This window comes from Pseudorhodobacter sp. E13, from assembly GCF_003991405.1.
Lineage (GTDB): Bacteria > Pseudomonadota > Alphaproteobacteria > Rhodobacterales > Rhodobacteraceae > Pseudorhodobacter.
On record NZ_RPEN01000157.1, the window covers coordinates 13,586 to 33,736 of the forward strand.

17 protein-coding genes are annotated in these 20,151 nt (G+C 60.3%); 8 read left to right on the forward strand and 9 right to left on the reverse strand.

The window, feature by feature from the left end; genetic code table 11:
• Nucleotides 1-88: 88 nt before the first annotated feature.
• Genes EGN72_RS12375 through EGN72_RS12410 form a run of 8 tightly spaced genes read right to left on the reverse strand, consistent with a single transcriptional unit; the run spans nucleotide 89 to nucleotide 9,227 of the window.
• On the reverse strand, nucleotides 89-994 hold the full coding sequence (locus EGN72_RS12375; protein ID WP_127048035.1) for an FAD:protein FMN transferase: 906 nt from the start codon (nucleotides 992-994) through the stop codon (nucleotides 89-91).
• 4 nt (nucleotides 995-998) lie between these two features.
• Nucleotides 999-1,568 carry a nitrous oxide reductase accessory protein NosL gene (locus EGN72_RS12380; protein WP_127048037.1) on the reverse strand — a complete coding sequence of 190 codons (570 nt, stop codon included), beginning with the start codon at nucleotides 1,566-1,568 and terminating at the stop codon, nucleotides 999-1,001.
• A complete protein-coding gene (locus EGN72_RS12385; protein WP_127048039.1) occupies nucleotides 1,565-2,389 on the reverse strand; it encodes an ABC transporter permease in 825 nt (274 codons plus the stop codon). Before EGN72_RS12385 ends, EGN72_RS12380 begins: the two co-directional genes overlap by 4 nt.
• Nucleotides 2,386-3,282 carry an ABC transporter ATP-binding protein gene (locus tag EGN72_RS12390; protein WP_127048041.1) on the reverse strand — a complete coding sequence of 299 codons (897 nt, stop codon included), beginning with the start codon at nucleotides 3,280-3,282 and terminating at the stop codon, nucleotides 2,386-2,388. The genes EGN72_RS12385 and EGN72_RS12390 overlap by 4 nt, the downstream gene beginning before the upstream one ends.
• Nucleotides 3,248-4,609 (reverse strand): nitrous oxide reductase family maturation protein NosD, encoded by a 1,362-nt coding sequence (locus EGN72_RS12395; RefSeq protein WP_127048043.1) that lies wholly within the window; start codon nucleotides 4,607-4,609, stop codon nucleotides 3,248-3,250. The genes EGN72_RS12390 and EGN72_RS12395 overlap by 35 nt, the downstream gene beginning before the upstream one ends.
• 3 nt (nucleotides 4,610-4,612) lie before the next feature.
• Nucleotides 4,613-6,550: a TAT-dependent nitrous-oxide reductase gene (gene nosZ / locus EGN72_RS12400; RefSeq protein ID WP_127048045.1), complete on the reverse strand. Its 1,938-nt coding sequence runs from the start codon at nucleotides 6,548-6,550 to the stop codon at nucleotides 4,613-4,615.
• Nucleotides 6,551-6,570: 20 nt separating this feature from the next.
• Complete coding sequence (locus EGN72_RS12405) at nucleotides 6,571-8,766, reverse strand: NosR/NirI family protein (RefSeq protein ID WP_127048047.1); 2,196 nt, start codon at nucleotides 8,764-8,766, stop codon at nucleotides 6,571-6,573.
• Nucleotides 8,763-9,227: a hypothetical protein gene (locus EGN72_RS12410; protein ID WP_127048049.1), complete on the reverse strand. Its 465-nt coding sequence runs from the start codon at nucleotides 9,225-9,227 to the stop codon at nucleotides 8,763-8,765. Before EGN72_RS12410 ends, EGN72_RS12405 begins: the two co-directional genes overlap by 4 nt.
• Nucleotides 9,228-9,440: 213 nt before the next feature.
• Between EGN72_RS12410 and EGN72_RS12415 the strand changes: the two genes are divergently transcribed.
• Nucleotides 9,441-10,796, forward strand: a complete 1,356-nt coding sequence (locus EGN72_RS12415) for an MATE family efflux transporter (RefSeq protein WP_233587129.1) — start codon at nucleotides 9,441-9,443, stop codon at nucleotides 10,794-10,796.
• Between the two features lie 30 nt (nucleotides 10,797-10,826).
• Here the strand turns inward: EGN72_RS12415 and EGN72_RS12420 are convergent, their stop codons facing one another.
• Nucleotides 10,827-11,510, reverse strand: coding sequence for a GntR family transcriptional regulator (locus EGN72_RS12420; protein WP_127048053.1), 684 nt, complete (start codon nucleotides 11,508-11,510; stop codon nucleotides 10,827-10,829).
• Nucleotides 11,511-11,827: 317 nt separating this feature from the next.
• Here EGN72_RS12420 and EGN72_RS12425 point away from each other — a divergent pair, with 317 nt between their 5' ends.
• The 7 genes from EGN72_RS12425 to EGN72_RS12455 all read left to right on the forward strand — a co-directional run bounded on the left by EGN72_RS12425 (nucleotide 11,828) and on the right by EGN72_RS12455 (nucleotide 20,074).
• A complete protein-coding gene (locus EGN72_RS12425) occupies nucleotides 11,828-12,931 on the forward strand; it encodes an ABC transporter ATP-binding protein (RefSeq protein WP_127048055.1) in 1,104 nt (367 codons plus the stop codon).
• Nucleotides 12,928-13,923 (forward strand): sugar ABC transporter permease, encoded by a 996-nt coding sequence (locus tag EGN72_RS12430; RefSeq protein ID WP_199743743.1) that lies wholly within the window; start codon nucleotides 12,928-12,930, stop codon nucleotides 13,921-13,923. The genes EGN72_RS12425 and EGN72_RS12430 overlap by 4 nt, the downstream gene beginning before the upstream one ends.
• A 13-nt stretch (nucleotides 13,924-13,936) precedes the next feature.
• Entirely contained in the window at nucleotides 13,937-14,818 is an 882-nt protein-coding gene (locus tag EGN72_RS12435) for a carbohydrate ABC transporter permease (protein ID WP_127048057.1), read from the forward strand.
• Nucleotides 14,819-14,850: 32 nt separating this feature from the next.
• A complete protein-coding gene (locus tag EGN72_RS12440) occupies nucleotides 14,851-16,416 on the forward strand; it encodes an extracellular solute-binding protein (RefSeq protein WP_233587130.1) in 1,566 nt (521 codons plus the stop codon).
• Nucleotides 16,417-16,503: 87 nt separating this feature from the next.
• On the forward strand, nucleotides 16,504-18,831 hold the full coding sequence (locus EGN72_RS12445) for a DUF4962 domain-containing protein (RefSeq protein ID WP_127048059.1): 2,328 nt from the start codon (nucleotides 16,504-16,506) through the stop codon (nucleotides 18,829-18,831).
• 30 nt (nucleotides 18,832-18,861) lie between these two features.
• Nucleotides 18,862-19,605 carry an SDR family NAD(P)-dependent oxidoreductase gene (locus EGN72_RS12450; RefSeq protein WP_127048061.1) on the forward strand — a complete coding sequence of 248 codons (744 nt, stop codon included), beginning with the start codon at nucleotides 18,862-18,864 and terminating at the stop codon, nucleotides 19,603-19,605.
• Between the two features lie 157 nt (nucleotides 19,606-19,762).
• Entirely contained in the window at nucleotides 19,763-20,074 is a 312-nt protein-coding gene (locus EGN72_RS12455; protein WP_127048063.1) for a cupin domain-containing protein, read from the forward strand.
• The last annotated feature ends 77 nt before the right edge of the window (nucleotides 20,075-20,151 follow it).

Here is a 20,151-nt window from a genome sequence, read left to right on the forward strand (position 1 = left end):
CCTGTGCTCTATCCAGCTGAGCTACGCAGACGTCATTTCCTTATGGTCCGTCCTACACTGATCCGGCTGTCTGGGCAATATCTGCGCGTTACCCCTTGGCGGCGATAGCGGCTTCCAGCACGGCGCCGGGAAACGGGGCCAGCGTTGCGTCAATCTCGGCGCGCGTTTGTGCAAGGCAGGCGCTGGTGGACAGCGCATCGGCCAGCGCCGCCGATGGGGCCGAAACGGTGATGGACTGCCAGACAGGTGCCGCGCTGTGCCCGGTTCTTGGGTCCAGAATGTGGCCTTGCTGCCGCCCTGCATCGAAACACGTCCCCAAGGGGGCAGAGGTGGCCAGCGCGCGTTGGGTCAGCGGCACCTCCCCGCCCGAGGCAAGCTGCACGGGCCAGGCCCCGCCCCCCGGATGGCCGCCCAGCGCGCGGAACTCGCCCGTGTCCACCAGAATATCGTTCAACCCTTCGGCAGCCAAAAGCGCCGCTACCCGGTCAGCGATATAGCCCTGCGCGATGCCGTTCAACGTCAGCGCCATGCCGGGGCGCAGGGTGATGGCATCCGGTGCCAGCGTCACCCCGCCCCAGCCTGTCAGGGCGCGCGCGCGGTCAAGCTGGGCGGCCAAAGGCGTGCCCCCGGCTTGCGCATAAGCGGCCCACAGCGGCTGCACCGTGGGGTCAAACCGACCTTCGCTGGCGCGATGCACGGCCCCGGCAAGGCTCAGGCATTCCAGCAGCTCAAACGGTGGGTTTGCCAGCGTTCCGGCGGCGTTCAAGCGTGACAGCGCGCTTTCGGGCTGGAACAGGCTGAACACACGCTCCAGCCGTGCCATTTCGGCCATGGCGCGGGCGGCGATGGCCTGTGCATCCGGGTGGGCCAAGCGCAGCACGGTGCGCGCGCCCAGCGCCTGGCCCGTCCATGTGGTCACATTGGCCGCGCGGACAAGGCTGGGCAGGGCAAAGGCGGCGGCGCTGATGGTCAGAAAACGGCGGCGGGTGGTCATGGTCTTATCCTTTCGGCTGGCGCGACAGGGCGCGCAGGCGATCTTCGAAATCCTGATCTTCGGCAGAGGTCGGGTCGGGTTCGGCAATCGGGGCAAGGGCGGCGCTGTCGGGGATATCGTCAAACCGCATCACCGCGCCGCCGTGCTGTTGCACAAAGGCATTGGCGGCGGCGGCGGTGGCAAAGGGCACGATTTCCGGCGCACCCATGCCGCCTTTGATCTGACTGCCGACCACGAAATAGGCCTGCGTGGCATCGACCCAATTCGTGGCCCCCGGTGCGGCCCAGCTTGCGCCTTCGGCCCCCATGTCATTGACCCAGATCGCCAGAATGGCGTGGCTTTGTTCTGGCATGCGGGCATAGGCCACGGCATCGCGGACCTGACTGAAGAACAGGGGCGCGCCGGGCAGGCCCGACAGGTGTATCTGCGCCTTGGGGCCATCATGTTCCAGCAGGGTCATCTGGCAGTAATAGCCCGCCGCCGTTTCCGTCAGCGCGACGGGGGAGGTGTCTTGCGTCACCTCCTCTTGGCAGGCGGCCAAAAGTAACAAGGGCAAAAGCAACAGGTGTTTCATGGTGTCACCTTACGAAAGGCGAGTGTGGCAAGACCAAGCGCGGCCACGGGCCAGAGCAGGATGGACAGCAGCGATTGCCACAGCGGAATCGCCGCAGCCGCAGCCCCCACACCTGCCGCCGCCGCCGTTGCCTGCGATGCGGCAAGGTTGAACAGGCGGAAGGCATCGGCAGGGTTGGCCAGCAAGGCCACGGGAAAGACGCGGGTGGTGAACACCCCGCCATCATCGGCCACAATCGCCGCCAGCAGGCCCAGATCATAAAGCACGACAAAGCCCAGCCACAGCCCGATCGCCAGCCCCGCCGCCGCCGAAGGCCTGCGCGCCAAAGCCGAAAGCGCATAGCCCGCCGACAGGAAGGTAGCGCCAAGCAAGACCGCGCTCCATGTCAGGCGCCAGAGGGCGGCAAGGCCCGCAACCGCGCCTGCATCCGTGAACAGCGCCGCAATCGCCGCCGCGCCAAAGCCGGCCACAATCGCCAGCGTCAGCACGCCCAGATGCGCCAGCAGCTTGCCCAAAAGCACCTCCCACCGCGCAACGGGATAGGTAAGCAGCAGGGGCAGCGTACCGCGTTCCACCTCGCCCGCGATAGCATCGAAAGACATCAGCAGCGCAATCAGCGGCACCAGATAAACCGACAGCGAGGTAAGCGAGGCAACCGTGACCGACAAACGATCCGCCCCCAAAGCGCCAGAGGGCGCAGAGCCAGCGGCGGCCAGCACGAGCGAGAACACCAGCATCAGCAGCACCGCAATGGCAACCCAGCGGTTGCGGCTGGCGATGCGGGCCTCGGTGGCGGCGGTGGCAAGGATGCGGGCGATCATTGGCCGTCCCTCCGGCTGAAGTGGCTGTAGATATCTTCAAGGCTGGGCGGGATGATTTCCACGTCTGCGACCTTGGAATGCTGAGCGGCGATCTGCGCCAACAGGCCCAGCTTTTCGCCCTGCGCGCAGGTCAGATGCACATCGCCGCGCAACAGGGTGGCACCCGGAAAGGCCGCCATCAGATCCGGCGCATAGCCATTGCATGGCGTGATATGCAGCGCCACGGGCAAGGCGGCATCGCGGCGCAGATCGGGCATCGTGCCGCTTGCCACCAGCTTGCCCTTGGACAGGATCAGCAAGCGGTCGGTGCGGGCCTCTACCTCGGTTAGGGCATGGCTGGACAACAGGATTGCGGCGCCTTCGGCGGCAAGCCCGTCCAAGAGCGCATAGAAATCGCGGCGCGACACCGGGTCAAGGCCAGAGGTCGGCTCATCCAAAACCAGCAGTTTCGGGTGGCCGATCAGCGCTTGGGCAAGGCCGACACGTTGGCGCATGCCTTTGGAATAGGTGCCGATCCGGCGTTTGGCAGCATGGCCAAGGCCGACCCGGTCCAGCAGGCCAATGGCCTGACCGGGGCTTTCGCCGCGCAGGCGCAGGTAATGGGTGATTTGTTCCAACCCCGTCAGCGCCGGATGAAAGGCGGTGTTTTCCGGCAGATAGGCCACCTGCGCGCGGGCCTCGGCGCTGCCCGGTGCCGCGCCGCAGACGGTCACATCGCCTTTGTCGGCGGCGATCAGGCCAAGGATGATCTTCATCATCGTGGATTTGCCAGCGCCGTTATGGCCCAGCAGGGCCACGCGTTCCCCCGCTGCGACATGCAGCGACACATCCGACAAGGCGGCCAGCCCGTCGAAGGTCTTAGTGAGATGAGAGATCGTTAATGTCGAAGTCATCTTGCAGTCCTTTGGCCCGGTTTTCAGCAGCCTCTAGGGCCATTTGGGCATAGGTTGGGGGAACGGCGATCACGGGCGGGGCCATCAGCGGAAAGCTGTCGACCACACCACCCGGAAGCGTCGCGGGAAAGCTGGATTGTGACCAGCGCACAAGCTGCACGGCGGGCGAACCCGTCAGCAGCCGCGCGGCGGGCTGTGACCACAGGATGTGATCCATCAGGTCATTGGGGCGGAACGGGCTGTCGGCAAGCGCATCGCCGTTCAGGTCAAACCCCGGATGATCCGACCAGAAATTGCCGCGCCCCTCAAAGCTCCATTCCACATCGCGGGTGCCGACGTATTTCACCTGCTCGCGGTTGCCAACAAAGCCGTTGCCTGTCAGCACATTGCGCTCGGACCCGGCGGTGAAATGGATGCCGATATCGCAGTTTTCAAAACGGTTGTTATAGATCAGGTTCTTGTGGGCGTTATAGATGAAGGTGCAGCGGTCAGTGCCAAGCTGCGGCTGGCCATCGGCGCGCGGGGCCATCCAGCCCAGCACCAGATTGCCGGAAATATCGGAATTGTTGGTGTAGTTCAGCATCACGCCATGGCTGCGGTCGCCAAGGCTCAGGTTATCCTTGGCGACGACCCGGTCAGAGAACATCAGCGCAAAGCCCAACTGATTGCCGATGGAGATATTGCCCGAAACCTCGGAATCGTTGGTATACATGTAATGCACGGCAAAGCGCAGATCGCGGAACAGGTTGCCGCGATAGATGCCCTTGCGCGAGGTGTTCGAGAAAATGCCATCGCGGCCCCAGCGCACGGTATTGCCTTCGACCAAGGCACCCGGCGCGTTCCAGACATAAATCCCGTTGCCGCGATCATTCACGCGGGGCTGGCGGGTGCCTTCGATGGTATTGCCGCGCACGGTGGCATCATGGCCGCCGTGAATATCGACCCCGTGCAGATTGCCGAGGACATGGGTGTTTTCGATCAAAGCGCGGTCGGCGCCTTTGACAATCTTGATACCGGCATCAAGGTCTTGGCTGTTCATACCCGAACCGGTGACGGTGACGCCGCGCATGGTCACATCATCGCCGGTGATGGTGACAACCGTGCCTTGCCCCAAACCGTCGATAATCGCCGTGGCAGGGCCGGTGACGGTCAGCGCGCGGTCAATCACAACGGGCCCGGCATAGGTGCCCGGTTGCAAGGTCAGCACATCGCCGGGGGCGGCCCCGGCGATGGCGTTGGCAAGCGCGCCCTGCCCCGGCAGCACAGCCACATCCCGCGCCAAAGCGGGCGATGCAACCAAGACCAGAAGAAGAAGGGCGCGCAGCATGGCTCAGGCCTCTTTCGGTTCAACGAACATACGGCCGCGCATTTCCATGTGCAGCGCGTGGCAGAACCACTGGCAGTAATACCAGTAAACGCCGGGCTGTGCTGCAATGAACGTGACCGACGATGTTGCTTGCGCGCTGATCTCCATGGCGACGCCGTGGTTGCCCATGGTGAAGCCGTGGGTCAGGTCGTCGATGTCATCAAGGTTGGTGACGATCACCGTGACCTCATCGCCTTCCTTCACGGTAAAGCTTTCGATCGCGAAGTTCGGTGCCTGAGACGACATATAGACCCGGACCTTGTTGCCATCGCGGATGACGGTATCCTGATAGTCATCCAGATCAACACCATCCGCTTCGGCCTGCTTGCGGGTATCGGCCCACATCGGGTCTTGGCGGTTCCAGATCGACAGCGGGTTCACCTTGGACGGGTCCACGATGATGCTGTCATGCGGCTCGGCAAAGGTCGGGCCGTCATGGATCAGCGTCAGCGTGTCGCCATCAATGGCAAAGAGCTGCTCGTTTTCCGGCTTCAACGGGCCGACGTTCAGGAAGCGGTCCTTGGAAAACTTGTTCATCGACAGATAGTATTTGCCGTTGGCATCCAGGGTTTCGCCCATCGCGGTGGAGTTATGGCCCGGCTGGTAATGCACATCGGTTTTCGACCGGATCGGGTCCACCGCCTCGCCGTTATAGGCCTTGATGGCGTCTTCGATGTTCCAGCGCACAACCTGACTGTCAAGGAACAGCGTGGTCATGGCGTTGCCGGTGCCGTCAAAGCAGGTGTGCAGCGGGCCAAGGCCCAGTTCGGGTTCCGCCACCACGACAGAGCGCGGCTCTGCCTCGTCATTGAACACCGCGTCCAGTTTGCGCACGTCGATCACCGACACGGTGGGCGACAGTTTGCCCCCGATGCACAGGTGAATCTTGTCCGGGGCCATGTTGCAGCCATGCGGGTTGTTCGGGATCGGGATGTAGCGGGTGTATTTCTTGTTCTGCCCTTTGCGGCCGTCGATCACCTTGACGCCGTTCAGTTCGATGAAATCGCCCTCGGCAATCCCTTTTTCGATTTCCGCGATGTTATAGACGACGACATGGTCCATATCGGATTCTGTCATCTCGGGCAGGGTCATCCCCATTTCCGAGTTATACGAGGTCGAGAAGGCGTATTTGCCTTCGTAATCGGCATCGGTGTTGTCAAGGTTGCCCGATACCATCACCTGCCACGCCACGGTCATATCGTCAGCGTTCAGCGCGGTGTAGAAGTTTACATATTCTTCCGGCTTGTCGAGGATCTTGCCGTCATTGACCATCGGCACTTCGTCTTCGCCGTTGCAGAAGACATAGTTGGTGCGGGGCCAGCGTTGCGGGCGCAGACCGTGGATGCCCTTGGCGTTCGGGATCTCGGTGATCTTGTCGCATTTCATCACATCGCAGCGCACGCGGGCGACGCGGGTGTTGGCCTTGTCGTTCATGAACAGGAAGCGCCCGTCATAGGTGCCTTCGGTAAAGGACATGTGGACGTGGTGCAAATCGCCGTTGCGCGGGAATTCCAGACCGTTGGCAGCAAGGAATTTCTTGGTTTTCTCGGTCAGCCCTTCGGTCAGGATTTTCTTGGATTCATTGGTGATGCCCCAACCCGTGGCCGAGCAGATGTTGAACACCGGCACGCGCATGAATTCGCGCATGGAGGGGATGCCAAGGATGCGCATCTCCCCAGTCTGGCCCGAGGACCAGAAGCCGTAATATTCGTCCAATTGGCCGGGCGCGACATTCGCCGCCTCGGAGGCATGGGCCGCTGTGGTCGCGGCCACGGTGGCCCCACCCAATGCACCGCCTGCCAGAATCGCGCGGGCACCAAGGCCACCGGCAAGGGCAGCGCCCCCGGCTGTTGCGCCCAGAAGGCCGCGGCGCGTCAGTTTCATTCCAAGATCGTCAGACATGACTAGTCCTTTCGGTTCAGTTAGGATTTGAGTTGGTTCGGATGCCCCATGAACCCGCGACCGGGGTTCGTGCCAAGATCGGGCACATCCCCCACTTTTTCGCGGCGCTTCATCTTTTTGATGACAACGGGGCAGGTGGTTTTCGACTGATACAGAACCTGACAATGCAGGCAGTTTACACACTCGTTCGGGTTGATCTCACCCGTCGGGTGGATGGCTTGCACGGGGCATTGATTGGCGCAGGACTGGCAGGGGTTGCCGCATTCCTTGTAGCGTTTCAGCCAATCAAACATCCGCAACCGCGCCGGAATCGCCAAGGCCGCGCCCAAGGGGCAAAGGTAGCGGCAATAGAACCGTTCCACGAACAGGCCCGCGATCAGCAAGGCGGCGGCATAGGCCACAAAAGGCCAGGCCCGCACGAATTTCAGCACGATGGCAGTTTTGAACGGCTCCACCTCGGCCAGATGCTCGGCTTGTTCGATGCTCATCAAGGACACGCCGAACAGGCCAAGGAAGATCATGTATTTCAGCGGCCACAAGCGTTCATGCAGGCCCCAAGGCAGCGTCCATTGCGGGATGTGCAGCGCCTTGGCGATCCGGCTGAGCAGTTCTTGCAGCGCGCCAAAGGGGCAAAGCCAGCCGCAATAGGCCCCCCGGCCCCAGAACAGCAGCGCCGCAGCCAGCGAGAACCAGAGGATGAACGTCATCGGGTCCAGCAAAAACGCCTGCCAGCTAAAGCCCGACACCAGCGCGCCAAACAGCGCCATCAGGTTGACTACCGACAATTGCGCATTGGCATACCAGCCAAGGAACACCAGCGTGACGGTCAGATAGCCGATGCGGAACCAGAAAAAGGCGCGGGCGTTGCGGGTGGCAAGCCCTTGGAAAAAGAACACCCCCGTCAGCACGCCCAGCATCGCGATCAGCACGATGATCTCGGGCTTTTTGTCCAGCCAGATGCGTTTCCACAGGGCCTGATGCGCGTCGGCTTCGGATTGCGTGGTCGCCTCTGCCACGGCGGCGGGCATATCGGCGGCAGGCGGGGCTGCGATCTGGCGCAGATATTGTTTCGGCAGTTGATAGGCCAGATCGAAGGTGGTGAAGACCTTTTCAATCGCGCCCACCTCGCGCTGCACCAAAAGCTGAATGCGGAAGGGTTGCGTTGGGTCAAACCCGGTATCGGCGGGAATTTTGAACAGATCGGCCTCGTTAAAGGCAGGCGCGCCCTCGGCGGCCAACCCATTGATGCGGCGGTGCTGTTTGTCGTGGAAGCGGACAGAGACATCATCCTGAATCAGCACGATCCGGTCAAAGATGCCGCCACGCACATAGCCCGAGCCTTTGAAGGAATAGATGCCCTTGCCGACAATCGCGATGGCGGAATCGCCTGTTGCCAGCCAGTTGGCAAGGTTGCCCGCTTCGGCCTCGCCCAGAATGGTTTTGGCGATGGCAGGCTGCGAGACAAGCGCCACCTGCATTTCGATATAGGTCGTCTCGGGTGCTTCGGTCAGGGCGCGCTGGGCGGCGCGGGGGTCTTCCATCGCGGCAAAGGCGGCGTTGACCTGCCCCACGTCCAGCGACAAGCGGCGAATGGTGCCATCACCTTCCAGCGTCATCCAATCGGCGGCGGCCTCTGCCTCGGGGTTCACTTCGAACTGGGGGCCTGCGGGGCGTTCTTCGACGGCAAGCCCGCCAAGGCCCAGCGCGCGCGCCACTTTCAGGCCAGACCGCACGATGGAATCGTCAATCACCATCACCGTCACAGTCGCGCCCGAGATGATGTCCAACTCATGCGCGGTGCCGCCGGAATTGGCTTCGGCCACCAGATCCATGCCGCGATAATTCGCGACCAACGCTTTCATCTTGCTGTCGGGGATGCCGATCAGGACGATGGGTTCGGAATGTTTGACCAGTTGCACGCCAATCACGCGTGCATCCGCGTCTACCGCGACCAGCGTATGAATGGGCTTGCCCGAATAGCCCGTGGTCGACACGAAATCCGAGGTGATGAAGGCCCAGCCCACCTGTGCCCCCGCTTTCAGGATCGGCGCAACCGCCACATCTTCGCGCAGCGGACCAAAGCTGTCGGCACCGTCAACCAATTCGCCCGCCACAAGGTCGGGCAGCATCTTGGCCAGCACCGTATCGGCCTGCGCGGGCAGGGCCAGCAGCAGAAGGGCAAGCACAAATGCAAGAAGGGGGCGCAGCGGGCTCATGTAAGGCTTCCTTGAAGGTAGGCCCCGCCGCTGTGCGAATAGTCTCCGAGTGACACTTTTGATTTGTCAAATGTCGCTGGGACAACCATTCGGTGCGTCATCCGGTTTCCGACTGCTTGCGACAGCGGGGGACCACGCGGCATGGGGCGGGCAATGCTAGGGACAAAGGGATCGGCCACAGCCAAAAGGCGCAGCAGCGCAGGGCGCGGCAGCGGCGGGGCCATGGTTTCGGGCGCAGGTAGCAAGGCCAGCAGGGGTGGGGCGTTGCAATCCAGACAGGGGCAGCAGGTTTGCCCCGGTTCCATCGGCGTGCCACTGGCATCCAGATAGATGGTTTCGGTGCCACCATCGGCACAGATCACCATGGCCGTGCCGCGTGAATCCGCCTTTTGCGCGACTGCGAACAGGGCGACACAAATGCAAAGGACGCTGAGCCCAAGATATCTGGCGATGGCTTTCATGCGGGCCTTCTATCAACCGCCGTCAGCGCCGGGATTGATCTAGGTCAAGGGTCCGCGAATATTTCTTCGTGTTTTCAACTACATATTCGCATTTTAAAATATGTTGCGCCTTCGGTCACTATGGAAAAGAGTTTCCGCCCAATACTGGTATTCTAGTCGACAAGCCTCACGTCTCGGCTTATGGCTAAGGCCATAGCTTGCCACAGGGTCCGCATGCACGCCGCCTCTACCCGTTCCATGACCGATGTTTATCGCATTGCCTGGCCGCTTGGCCTGAAGGCGTTGATGCTGCACGGCATCATCGTGATCGACGCCTATCTGATTTCCGCGCTGGGCGAGGCAGCGCTGGCCGCGATGGGGATCGCGGGGGCGGTGGCGGGGTTGCTGCTGGGCATTCTCTTTGCCTTTTCCAGCGCCACACAAATCCGCATCGCGCAAAGCTTTGGGGCCTCTGGGGCCATCGGGTTGAAAACCGCGTTTTATTGTGGGCTTGCGATCAATCTGGCCTCGGTGTTGGTCGGGGTGGTGTTCGTGCTGGCCTTTGGCGATACGGTCATCACCAGCGCCGCCAAAACGCCGTGGATTGCCGAACAGGCCAAGGCCTATCTGCATGTGTTCTTGCTGGTGGTGTTTGCCGAGGCGGTCGGGCAATGCCTTGGCAGCCATTTCAACGGCTGCGGCAAGACCAAGATCACCTTTCTAAGCTATCTGATCGCCATGCCGGTCAATGTCGGTGTCAGCATCATCCTGATTTACGGGCTTTATGGCGCGCCGGAGCTGGGGGTTGTGGGGGCGGCCTATGGCAGCGCGATGGCGTCCTTGCTGCGGGCGCTGTTTCTGGCGCTGCGCTTTCACCGCCTGCACCGCAGCTTTCTGGACGTGGAAGGCTGGGCGCGCGGCAGTTTCGCCAACAGCCTGAAGCGGCACATGGCCTTTTCATGGCCCATCGCGGGCACCTTCCTTAGCATGACCTTCGGCACCCAGGTGTGCGTGCTGATCTATGCACGGATGAGCGTGAATGACTTTGCCGCAATCTCGCTTATCAGCCCTTGGGTGCAGGTGGGCGGAACCTTCGGGATGAGTTGGGCACAGGCCACGGGCATCGTGATCGCGCAGATGCTGGGGGCCAAGGCGGATGAGGCGACGCTGGACCAGTTTCTAAGCCGGGCGTGGCGGGTGGCCTTTGCGGCGGCGGCGGTCGTGGCGCTGGTTTACCTAGTGCTCTGCCTTGCCTCGCCGTGGATCTACGACGATCTGGAAGCGGAAACCCAAGCCGCGCTGATGCTGTTTTTGCCCACGCTGCTGCTGTTGCCCTTTCCCAAGGGTTCGAATGCGATGTGCGGCCAGACCCTGCGCGCGGCAGGCGATACGCTGAGTGTGATGAATATTTTCATCATCGGGCAATGGGCGTTCAAAGTGCCGATGACGGTGCTGTTCGTGCTGGTGCTTCAGCTTTCGGTGGGCTGGGTGTTCGCACTTTATCTGCTGGAAGAACTGGTCAAGTTTCCGTTCTTCCACCGCCGCCTGTTCAAAGGCCAGTGGAAGCGCGCGGATGTTGATGACAGGTAGCGCAAGACCCGGCGCGCGGAAACACCGGGTTCAAGTGTCAAAGTAATCGGGGTTGCGTTCAAAGATCGCCTCGATCGTGGCATCCAGCCGCGACAGATGCAGCATCCCCGCCTTGACCGCGCCTTCCTCATCCCCGGCCTTGACGCAATCCGCGATCGCGCGATGATCCTCCAGCAATTGCGGCATCCTGTCCTCTTTGGAAATGCTCAGCAGACAAAGCCGATCAACGCTTGCTTTTTCAACGGCGATCACCTCAAAGGCGAATTCGACGCCGCCGATCCGGCACAGTTCCTGATGAAATTCGTAGTCAAGCTTGCCGAAGGCTTCGTAATCGCCCTTTTCCACCACCGCCGCCTGTTTGGCCAGATGCCCCTCCAGCACCTTGCCATCTGCGGGCGTGGCCAGACGAGAGGCGCGGCGCAGAACCTCAGCCTCGACGCTGGAGCGCACGAAGCGGGATTTGGTGACCTCACGCAGGGAAAATCGTTTCACCTCGGTCGCCTTTTGCGGGCGGATCACCAGCAGATCAAGGTTTTGCAAACGGCTGAACGCATCGCGCACGGGCTGGCGCGACACGCCAAACTGCGCGGCGATATCGGCCTCGGAAATCTTGTCACCGGGCAGCAATTCCAACGTGGTAATGGCTTTTTGCAGATGGTCAAAAACCACATCGACGCTGGTTTTGCGGTCTTTTGACTGAATAAGCGACGGCATCTTCACCCCTTCCCTTTGCTGACAGGGTGGTTGCCCCCCTGTTCTTTTTCCAGCCCGGCCCAGCGCTTTTCCCCCGCTGTCGCCCCTGCTGCGCGCTGTGATGTGGGCCATCAGCCATGACTTGGCAAGCCCCCCACCCAACGCTTTGAAATGAGTAGACATCCGAAAAAATCAAAAATCAATACTAGTATACTAGATATTTTAGACTAGTATACCAGATTAACCTGAACGAATCACCCACCCGCCATTTTGGCAGGCCGGTGCGGCAGGGTTGCAGCGCGCGCAGTCGCGCAATGTATCACGGGGGGGGAGAAGCCATGGCTGGCGTTGAATTGAAGAGCATCGTGAAAGCCTATGGGGCGGTTCAGGTTGTGCATGGCATTGACCTTGACGTTCAGGAAAAGGAATTCGTGGTTCTTGTCGGCCCTTCGGGCTGCGGCAAATCCACCACCCTGCGCATGATCGCCGGGCTGGAAGAAATCTCGGACGGTGAGCTGACGATTGACGGGCGCGTGGTGAACAATGTGGCCCCAAAGGATCGCGATGTGGCGATGGTGTTTCAGAACTACGCGCTTTACCCGCATCTGAACGTGGCCGAAAACATCGCCTTTGGTCTGCGCATCCGCAAGGAGGGCCAGAAAGCGATTGACGACGCGGTCGAAGAGGTCAGCGGCATCCTTGGCCTGCGTGACTATCTGGAACGCCGCCCCGCCGATCTGTCGGGCGGGCAGCGGCAGCGCGTGGCGATGGGCCGGGCGATTGTGCGCCGCCCCAAGGTGTTCTTGTTCGACGAGCCACTGTCCAACCTTGACGCCAAGCTGCGCACCCAGATGCGTGCGGAGATCAAGCGGCTGCACAAGCGGCTGGGCGTGACCAGCATTTACGTCACCCATGATCAGGTTGAGGCGATGACACTGGCTGACCGGATCGTCGTGATGCATGACGGCCGGATTGAGCAGATCGGCACCCCGATGGAACTGTTCCTCAACCCGGTGAATTCCTTTGTCGCGGGCTTTCTGGGCGCACCGCCGATGAACCAGATCAAGGGTAAGATTGTCGCGGGCAGCAATGGCCCCGCCGCCGATCTTGGTGGCCAGCATATCGCCTTGGCCCCGCTGCCCGGCCTGCAAAACGCCGTGGGGCGTGAGGTGATCGTGGGCGTGCGGCCCGAATATGCGCAGATCGTGACCGAAAAGCAGGATGGCGCGATCATGGGAGAGTTGGACCTTGTGGAAACGCTGGGTTCCGAGGCGCTGCTGCATATGTCCGTCGGCGGAGCCCCTTTTGTCATCCGCACCGAAACGCTGGGCAATATCAACAAGTTGGAGGCTGTCAAAGGCTTCACCGCCGCACCGGAACTGATCAAGGTGTTTGACGCGAAAACGGGTATGGCCCTGTCCGGCCAGACGCGTGTCGAATGAGCGGCCCGGTGGAAAAAGCGGGCACCTCCTCGGCTGAAATGGCGGTCGCTGCCCAAGGCCGCGTGCTGGCACCCAAACGCAGCAAGCTGGACCGCTTGGTTGGCCATTTGCGCCGGGAATGGCAACTTTATGTCATGTTGCTGCCCACGATCATCTGGCTTTTGGTGTTTCTGTATAAGCCGATGTATGGGCTGCAAATCGCCTTCAAGGATTACAGCGTATTCCGCGGCATCGCGAACAGCCCCTGGATCGGGTTTGAACATTTCGAAACCCTGTTCGGCAATGAGCAATTCCTGCGGGCGCTGAAAAACACCATTTACATCAGCATGCTCAGCCTTGTGTTCGGCTTTCCGATGCCGATCCTGCTGGCGCTGATGTTCAACGAGATTCTGAACCAATGGTTCAAGAAAACCGCACAAACCATCGTTTATCTGCCGCATTTCATCAGCTCGGTGATCATTGCGGGGATCGTAATCACGGCGTTTTCACCTTCTGCCGGGATCGTCAATACGGTGCTGGGCTGGTTCGGCTATGACTCGGTTTACTTCCTGACCAAACCGGAATGGTTCCGCCCGATCTTTGTGGGCACAAGCATCTGGCAAGAGGCGGGGTTCCAATCCATCGTCTATCTTGCCGCCATCGCAGGCGTTTCGCCCACGCTTTACGAAAGTGCCGTGGTCGACGGGGCCAGCCGCTGGCAGATGATGTGGAAGATCACCATCCCGTCGATCATGCCGACCATCATCATCATGCTGATCATCCGCATCGGCAACATGCTGGAAGTGTCGTTCGAGATGATCATCCTGCTGTATCAGCCCGCAACCTATCAGACGGCGGATGTGGTCAATACCTTCATCTATCGTCAGGGCATTCAGGGCGGCCAATATGATCTGGCCGGTGCTGCGGGCCTGTTCAACGCGGTGGTCGCCTTTGTGCTGGTAATGACGGCGAACACGATTTCGAAGCGCTATTCGCGCACGTCCCTGTGGTGAGGAGCTTCGCATTATGACAAACATGAATCTGTATTCCCGCGGCGACAAGATGTTCGTCATTCTGAACATGGTGCTGATCGCCCTGTTCACCCTGTCGACGCTGTATCCGTTCATCTACATCGCATCGCTGTCGATGAGCACGGGGTTCGAGGCGCGGGCCGGCAATGTGATCTTGACACCCGTTGGTTTCACACTGGAGGCGTATAAGCAGGTGTTGTCAGAACCGCAGTTCTGGAACAGCTACAAGAACACCTTCATCTATACCATCGGCGGCACGCTGATGAGCCTCGCGTTCATCATCCCCGGTGCCTATGCCCTGTCGCGCCCGCAGCTTTACGGGCGGCGGTTCTGGAACCTGATGGTGGCCTTTACCATGTGGTTCCATGCCGGGATGATCCCGTTCTTCCTGAACATGCGCGATCTGGGCCTGCTGGACAGCTATTTCGGTATCATCATCGGCTTTGCGGTCAACGGTTTCAACATCATCCTGCTGCGCAACTTTTTCGAAGGTATCCCGCAAAGCTTTGAAGAAGCGGCCCGGATGGATGGCGCGAATGAGTTTCAGGTGCTGTGGAAGGTTTACCTGCCGCTGTCCAAACCCGCCATTGCCACGGTTGCGCTGTTTTGTGTGGTGTCGCGCTGGAACGGGTTTTTCTGGGCCATGGTTCTGCTGCAAGATGACAGCAAGATCCCGCTGCAAGTCTATCTGCGCAAGGTCATCGCCGACCTGAGCGATGACGAGGAATTCGCCACCAGCCTGCTGAACGCCGCCTATTCCTTTGAGACGGTCAGCGCCGCCATCATCGTCTGCTCGATCATCCCGATCCTGCTGATCTACCCTTTCCTTCAGAAATACTTCTCCAAGGGGATTCTCTTGGGTGGGGTCAAGGAATGACCAAAAATAACGCATCAAGGGAGGACACCATAATGCGGAAACTACCATTAGCGCTTGCCATCCTCGGCACGACCGCCATGACGGCACCGGCCTTTGCCGATGATCATCTGCCGATCGTCGACAAGCCGCTGGAACTGACCATCCACATGCACTGGCCCCGCGCCCAAGGCTATGGCCCCGGCGGCGACACGACCAAGCTTTACCCCGTGGAAGAAGTCGCGCGGGAGCGGACGAATATTCACCTGATCGACAAGACCTCGGGCCGCAACACCAAGGACAACAACGAGGCGATGAACCTGTTGCTGGCCACTGGTGATCTGCCCGATATCGTCGGCGGCAACCGTATTCAGCAGCCGGTCAACCAATATGGCCCCGAAGGCGCGTTTCTGCCGCTGAACGATCTGGTCGATGAACATGCCCCGAACATCAAGAAGTTCTGGGAAGAGCATCCCGGCCTGAAAGAGGCGATCTCGGCCTATGATGGCAATTATTACTACATCCCCTATCTGCCCGATGGCAAATATGGCCGGGCGTGGTTCATCCGTCAGGATTGGCTGGACAAACTGGGCCTGAAGCAACCCGACAATATCGACGAGCTGTATGACGTGCTGGTGGCCTTCCGCGACCAGGACCCGAACGGCAATGGCAAGAAAGACGAAGTGCCCTATTTCGCCCGTGACTGGGAAGAAGTGCTGCGCCCGTTGACCTTCTGGGATGCCCGCACCTCGGGGTCGGATACCTATCACGACTTTTACGTCACCGACGAAGGCAAGATCGCGCATCCCTATGCGCAGGACGCTTATCGCGACGGGATGGCCAATCTGGCGAAATGGTATGCCGAAGGGCTGATCGACGCCGAAGTCTTTACCCGTGGCTCCTCCTCGCGCGATTATCTGCTGGGGGAAAACCTTGGCGGCCTGACGCATGACTGGTTCGCCTCTACCTCGGGCTATAACGCGGCGCTGGCCGAAAAGATTCCGGGCTTCAACTTCATCCCCTTCCTGCCGCCGAAATCGGCCAAAGGCGTGCGGATGGAAGAGCATCGCCGCATCCCGATCAAGCCGGATGGTTGGGCGATCAGCTATAACAACAAGCATGTTGTCGAAACCATCAAGTATTTCGACTACTGGTTCTCGGAAGAAGGGTCGCTGCTGTCCAACTTTGGTGTGGAAGGCAAGACATGGAACATGGTGAACGGCGAGCCGATCTTCACCGATGAAGTGTTGAAGTCGGAAACCCCGGTGAACAGCCAGATGTATCTGGAAGGCGCGCAAATCTATCGCGGCTATCCGCAAGATTACCGCTATGAATGGCAGTGGACCGCCGAAGAAGCGCGTAAAGGGATTGAGCTTTACGACACCGAAGACCTGCTGGTCGATCAGTTCCTTGGCGTGGCCTTCAACAAGGACGAACAAGCCGTCTATGACAAATACTGGCCGTCGATCCAGACCTATATGCTGGAGCGTCAGCAGGCTTGGGTTCTGGGCACCGGCGACGTTCAGGCCGATTGGGCCGACTATATGAACGCGCTGGAAAAGATGGGCTATTCGCAGGTCATCGAAGTGATGAACTCGGCCTATCAGCGGCAGTATAACTAAGCCCCTGCGGGTTTCCTGAAACGCAGGCACGGCCCGATCTTGGGCCGTGCCACCCCCCCTTGATCCGCAAAACTGGAAAGAAAGCGCATGCCTCGCAACGACCTACCCCCCCTTGACGAACCGGTTGCCGGGCGCCTGACGATCCAATATGCGCCGGCCGAAGATGCCCGGATCATCGAAAACCCGCCGCGTTTTTCGTGGCTGCCGGTGATCGAGGATGAAGCCGAATATGTGCTTCGCATCTCCTCCGATCCGAAGTTTCCCGCCCAAGCCACGCAAGTGTTCAGCGGGATCACCCTGAATTTCTTTACGCCTGACACGGTTCTGCCCGCAGGCGATTATTACTGGTCCTATGCGGTCTGGGATGCCAAATCCGGCAAGCCCGGTAGCGGATGGAGCACGGCACGCCGCTTTCATGTGGCCGAAGGATTGCCCGAAACGCCGCTGACCAGCCGGGCAAAACGCTATGCAGGTTGCGACAAAAGCCACCCCCGCCTGTGGCTGACGCCAACCCGGCTGGCGCAGTTCCGCAAGGATGTGGCAGCGAACCCCGATCATTGCACCTGGTCCACCTTCTTTGAACAATCCGTGCTGCCTTGGATGGACCGCGACATCATCCCCGAGCCTGCGGGGTATCCCAACCACCAGCGCGTCGCCGCTGTCTGGCGCAAGACCTATATCGACTGTCAGGAACTGATCTATGCAATCCGGCATCTGGCCATCGGGGGGCAAGTGACCCAAGACGCCGCCATGCTGGCGCGGGCCAAGGACTGGCTGCTGTCGGCGGCGGCATGGAACCCTACGGGCACCACTTCGCGCAGCTATACCGATGAATGGGCGTTCCGGGTGAATGTGGCGTTGGCTTGGGGCTATGACTGGCTCTATGACCAATTGTCGGAGGCAGAGCGCGCCGTGGTGCTGAAGGCGCTGCTGGAGCGGACCCGCGAAACCGCCGATCACATCATCAAACACGCCAATATCCATCTGTTCCCCTTTGACAGCCATGCCGTGCGCGCGGTGTCTGCGGTGCTGATCCCGGCGTCGATCGCGATGCTGGATGACACGCCCGAAGCGGCGGAATGGCTTGATTACTCCATTGAGTTTCTGTTCACCGTCTACAGCCCTTGGGGCGATGCCGATGGCGGCTGGGCCGAGGGGCCGCATTACTGGATGACAGGCATGGCCTATCTGATTGATGCCGCCAACCTGATGAAAGGCTATACCGGGATTGACCTGTATCAACGCCCGTTCTTCCAGAAAACCGGGGATTTTCCGCTGTATACCAAGGCCCCCGACACCCGCCGCGCCACCTTTGGTGATGACAGCACCATGGGCGACCTGCCTGCGGTCAAGGTCGGCTTTAACCTGCGGCAATATGCAGGCGTGACGGGCAATGGTGCCTATCAATGGTATTACGATGAGATAAAGCGCACCAACCCCGGCACCGAAAAGGCGTTTTACAACTGGGGCTGGTGGGATTTCAACTTTGACGAATTGGCCTATCGCACCGATTTCCCGATTGTGAAGGCAGTGCCGCCTTCGGATGACGATCAGTTGCGCTGGTTCAAGGGCATCGGCTGGGCCGCGATCCAGCACCGGATGCAAGACCCGGAAAACCATATCCAGTTTGTGATGAAATCTTCGCCCTACGGCGCGATCAGCCACAGCCACGGCGACCAGAACGCCTTTTGCCTTGCCGGGTTTGGCGAGGATCTGGCGATCCAGTCGGGCCATTACGTTGCCTTCAACAGCACGATGCACCAGAAATGGCGGCGGCAGACCCTGTCCAAGAACGCCATTCTGGTAAATGGCAAAGGCCAATACGCGGGCAAAGACAAGGTTCTGGCGATGCAATCCGCAGGCCGCATCAATGCCGCGGAACAGCGCGAAGATCACATCTTCATCCAAGGCGATGCCACGGCGGCCTATCAATCGCTGTCGCCGGAAATCACCTCGGTGCTGCGCGATGTCTATTTCGTGCAGAACCAGTATTTCGTGATCGTCGACAGCATTGACGCTGCGGAACCGGTTGAAATTGATTGGCTGCTGCATGCCAATGCCCCAATGACGCTGGGCGATACCACCTTCCGCTATTCCGGTGAAAAGGCCGGGTTCTATGGCAAATTCCTGTGGTCAGAGGCTGGCGCGCCTGCCCTGTCACAGACAACCGGTTTCCCCGGTGTTGACCCGACCGAGATTGAGGGTCTGCCCGTCAGCACCTGCCTGACCGCCCGCTTCCCCAAAGCAATCCGCCACCGGATTGCCACGCTGTTGGTGCCTTACCCGACAGCCGCCCCCCGCCGGGTTTTCAGTTTCCTCGACGATCAGGGATATGACTGCGACCTCTACTTCACAACCTCAGACGACCGCAGCTTCAAGGTTGTCGTGCCCAAGACATTCGATGTCGGGGCTTAAACAATAAAACGCTTACGAAAGGGACACTTTATGAAACTCGCAGGACAAACGGCAATCGTCACTGGCGGCGGACGCGATATCGGGCGCGCTTGCGCGATCAAGCTTGCCTCGGAAGGCGCGAATGTTGCCATCAACTACTTTTCCAGCAGCGAAGGCGCTGACAGCGCTGTTGCCGAGATCAAGGCCGCAGGCGGCAAGGCATTCGCGCTGCAAGGCGATCTGAACAGCCAAGCGGGCGTTGATGCGCTGGTCGCCAAGACCGTGGCCGAGTTTGGCGGCATCAATGTGCTGGTCAACAACACCGGCGGCCTGATTGCACGCAAGAAAATCTCGGAAATGTCGTTGGAGCATTGGAACAAGGTGATGGAGCTGAACCTGACCAGCACCTTCCTGATGACCAAAGCCTGCTTGCCGCATATGGCCACGGGCACGATTGTCAATCTGGCCAGCCAAGCGGGCCGGGATGGCGGCGGCCCCGGCTCGGTTGCTTATGCGGCGTCCAAAGGGGCTGTGATGACCTTCACGCGCGGTCTGGCCAAGGAATTGGGGCCGAATATCCGCGTCAACGCGCTGTGCCCCGGCATGATTGATACCGATTTCCACAACATCCACACCGCCGATGCAGCCCGCCGCGGCTATGAGGCGAATGCCCCGGTGCGCCGCCAAGGCCTGCCGGTGGATGTGGCCAATCTGGTGCTGTTCCTTGCCTGCGACGATTCCGCCTTCATCACCGGCGCGAATGTCGACATCAACGGCGGCATGTTGATGAGCTGAGGCGCATCAAAGCCAAATCGACCCAAAGGCGCAGCGCCCGGTGCTGCGCCTTTCCATCATTTCACAAACAGGGGCAGGCGGCAGTAAGGCCCTTTTCTTTTGGGCGCAGATTGCTGATCCTGCCCAAAGCCACCACCGCAAATGCAGGAGACATCACATGACCCAATTTCCCGTTGTCCAGACCGGAGAGAATGTAACCCGTCAGGTGTTGGCAGATCATCCCGATCTGATGGTCGTTGCCTTCAGCTTTGGCGCGGTTGGGGCGGTTGGGGCGCTGCACAATCACCCGCATGTGCAATCGACCTATGTGCAATCGGGCCGCTTCCGCTTTTCGGTGGATGGCACCGAAACCGAGGTCGGCCCCGGCGACAGTTTCGTCGTGCCGTCCAATGCCGTGCATGGCTGCGTTTGCCTGGAGCCGGGCCGCTTGGTGGATTGTTTCACCCCCCGCCGCGACGACTTCCTGTAAGCGGGCGCAAGCCACGGCCAGCACCCGCCTTGACCCGCGTAACAAGATTGAAACATTCGGGATACATCGTTTAGGAG

Bases quoted from the DNA above. Each gene is read 5' to 3' on its own strand.
- EGN72_RS12375 (WP_127048035.1), bottom strand. From the start codon at position 994: ATGACCACCCGCCGCCGTTTTCTGACCATCAGCGCCGCCGCCTTTGCC.
- EGN72_RS12380 (WP_127048037.1), bottom strand. From the start codon at position 1,568: ATGAAACACCTGTTGCTTTTGCCCTTGTTACTTTTGGCCGCCTGCCAA.
- EGN72_RS12385 (WP_127048039.1), bottom strand. From the start codon at position 2,389: ATGATCGCCCGCATCCTTGCCACCGCCGCCACCGAGGCCCGCATCGCC.
- EGN72_RS12390 (WP_127048041.1), bottom strand. From the start codon at position 3,282: ATGACTTCGACATTAACGATCTCTCATCTCACTAAGACCTTCGACGGG.
- EGN72_RS12395 (WP_127048043.1), bottom strand. From the start codon at position 4,609: ATGCTGCGCGCCCTTCTTCTTCTGGTCTTGGTTGCATCGCCCGCTTTG.
- nosZ (WP_127048045.1), bottom strand. From the start codon at position 6,550: ATGTCTGACGATCTTGGAATGAAACTGACGCGCCGCGGCCTTCTGGGC.
- EGN72_RS12405 (WP_127048047.1), bottom strand. From the start codon at position 8,766: ATGAGCCCGCTGCGCCCCCTTCTTGCATTTGTGCTTGCCCTTCTGCTG.
- EGN72_RS12410 (WP_127048049.1), bottom strand. From the start codon at position 9,227: ATGAAAGCCATCGCCAGATATCTTGGGCTCAGCGTCCTTTGCATTTGT.
- EGN72_RS12415 (WP_233587129.1), top strand. From the start codon at position 9,441: ATGCACGCCGCCTCTACCCGTTCCATGACCGATGTTTATCGCATTGCC.
- EGN72_RS12420 (WP_127048053.1), bottom strand. From the start codon at position 11,510: ATGCCGTCGCTTATTCAGTCAAAAGACCGCAAAACCAGCGTCGATGTG.
- EGN72_RS12425 (WP_127048055.1), top strand. From the start codon at position 11,828: ATGGCTGGCGTTGAATTGAAGAGCATCGTGAAAGCCTATGGGGCGGTT.
- EGN72_RS12430 (WP_199743743.1), top strand. From the start codon at position 12,928: ATGAGCGGCCCGGTGGAAAAAGCGGGCACCTCCTCGGCTGAAATGGCG.
- EGN72_RS12435 (WP_127048057.1), top strand. From the start codon at position 13,937: ATGACAAACATGAATCTGTATTCCCGCGGCGACAAGATGTTCGTCATT.
- EGN72_RS12440 (WP_233587130.1), top strand. From the start codon at position 14,851: ATGCGGAAACTACCATTAGCGCTTGCCATCCTCGGCACGACCGCCATG.
- EGN72_RS12445 (WP_127048059.1), top strand. From the start codon at position 16,504: ATGCCTCGCAACGACCTACCCCCCCTTGACGAACCGGTTGCCGGGCGC.
- EGN72_RS12450 (WP_127048061.1), top strand. From the start codon at position 18,862: ATGAAACTCGCAGGACAAACGGCAATCGTCACTGGCGGCGGACGCGAT.
- EGN72_RS12455 (WP_127048063.1), top strand. From the start codon at position 19,763: ATGACCCAATTTCCCGTTGTCCAGACCGGAGAGAATGTAACCCGTCAG.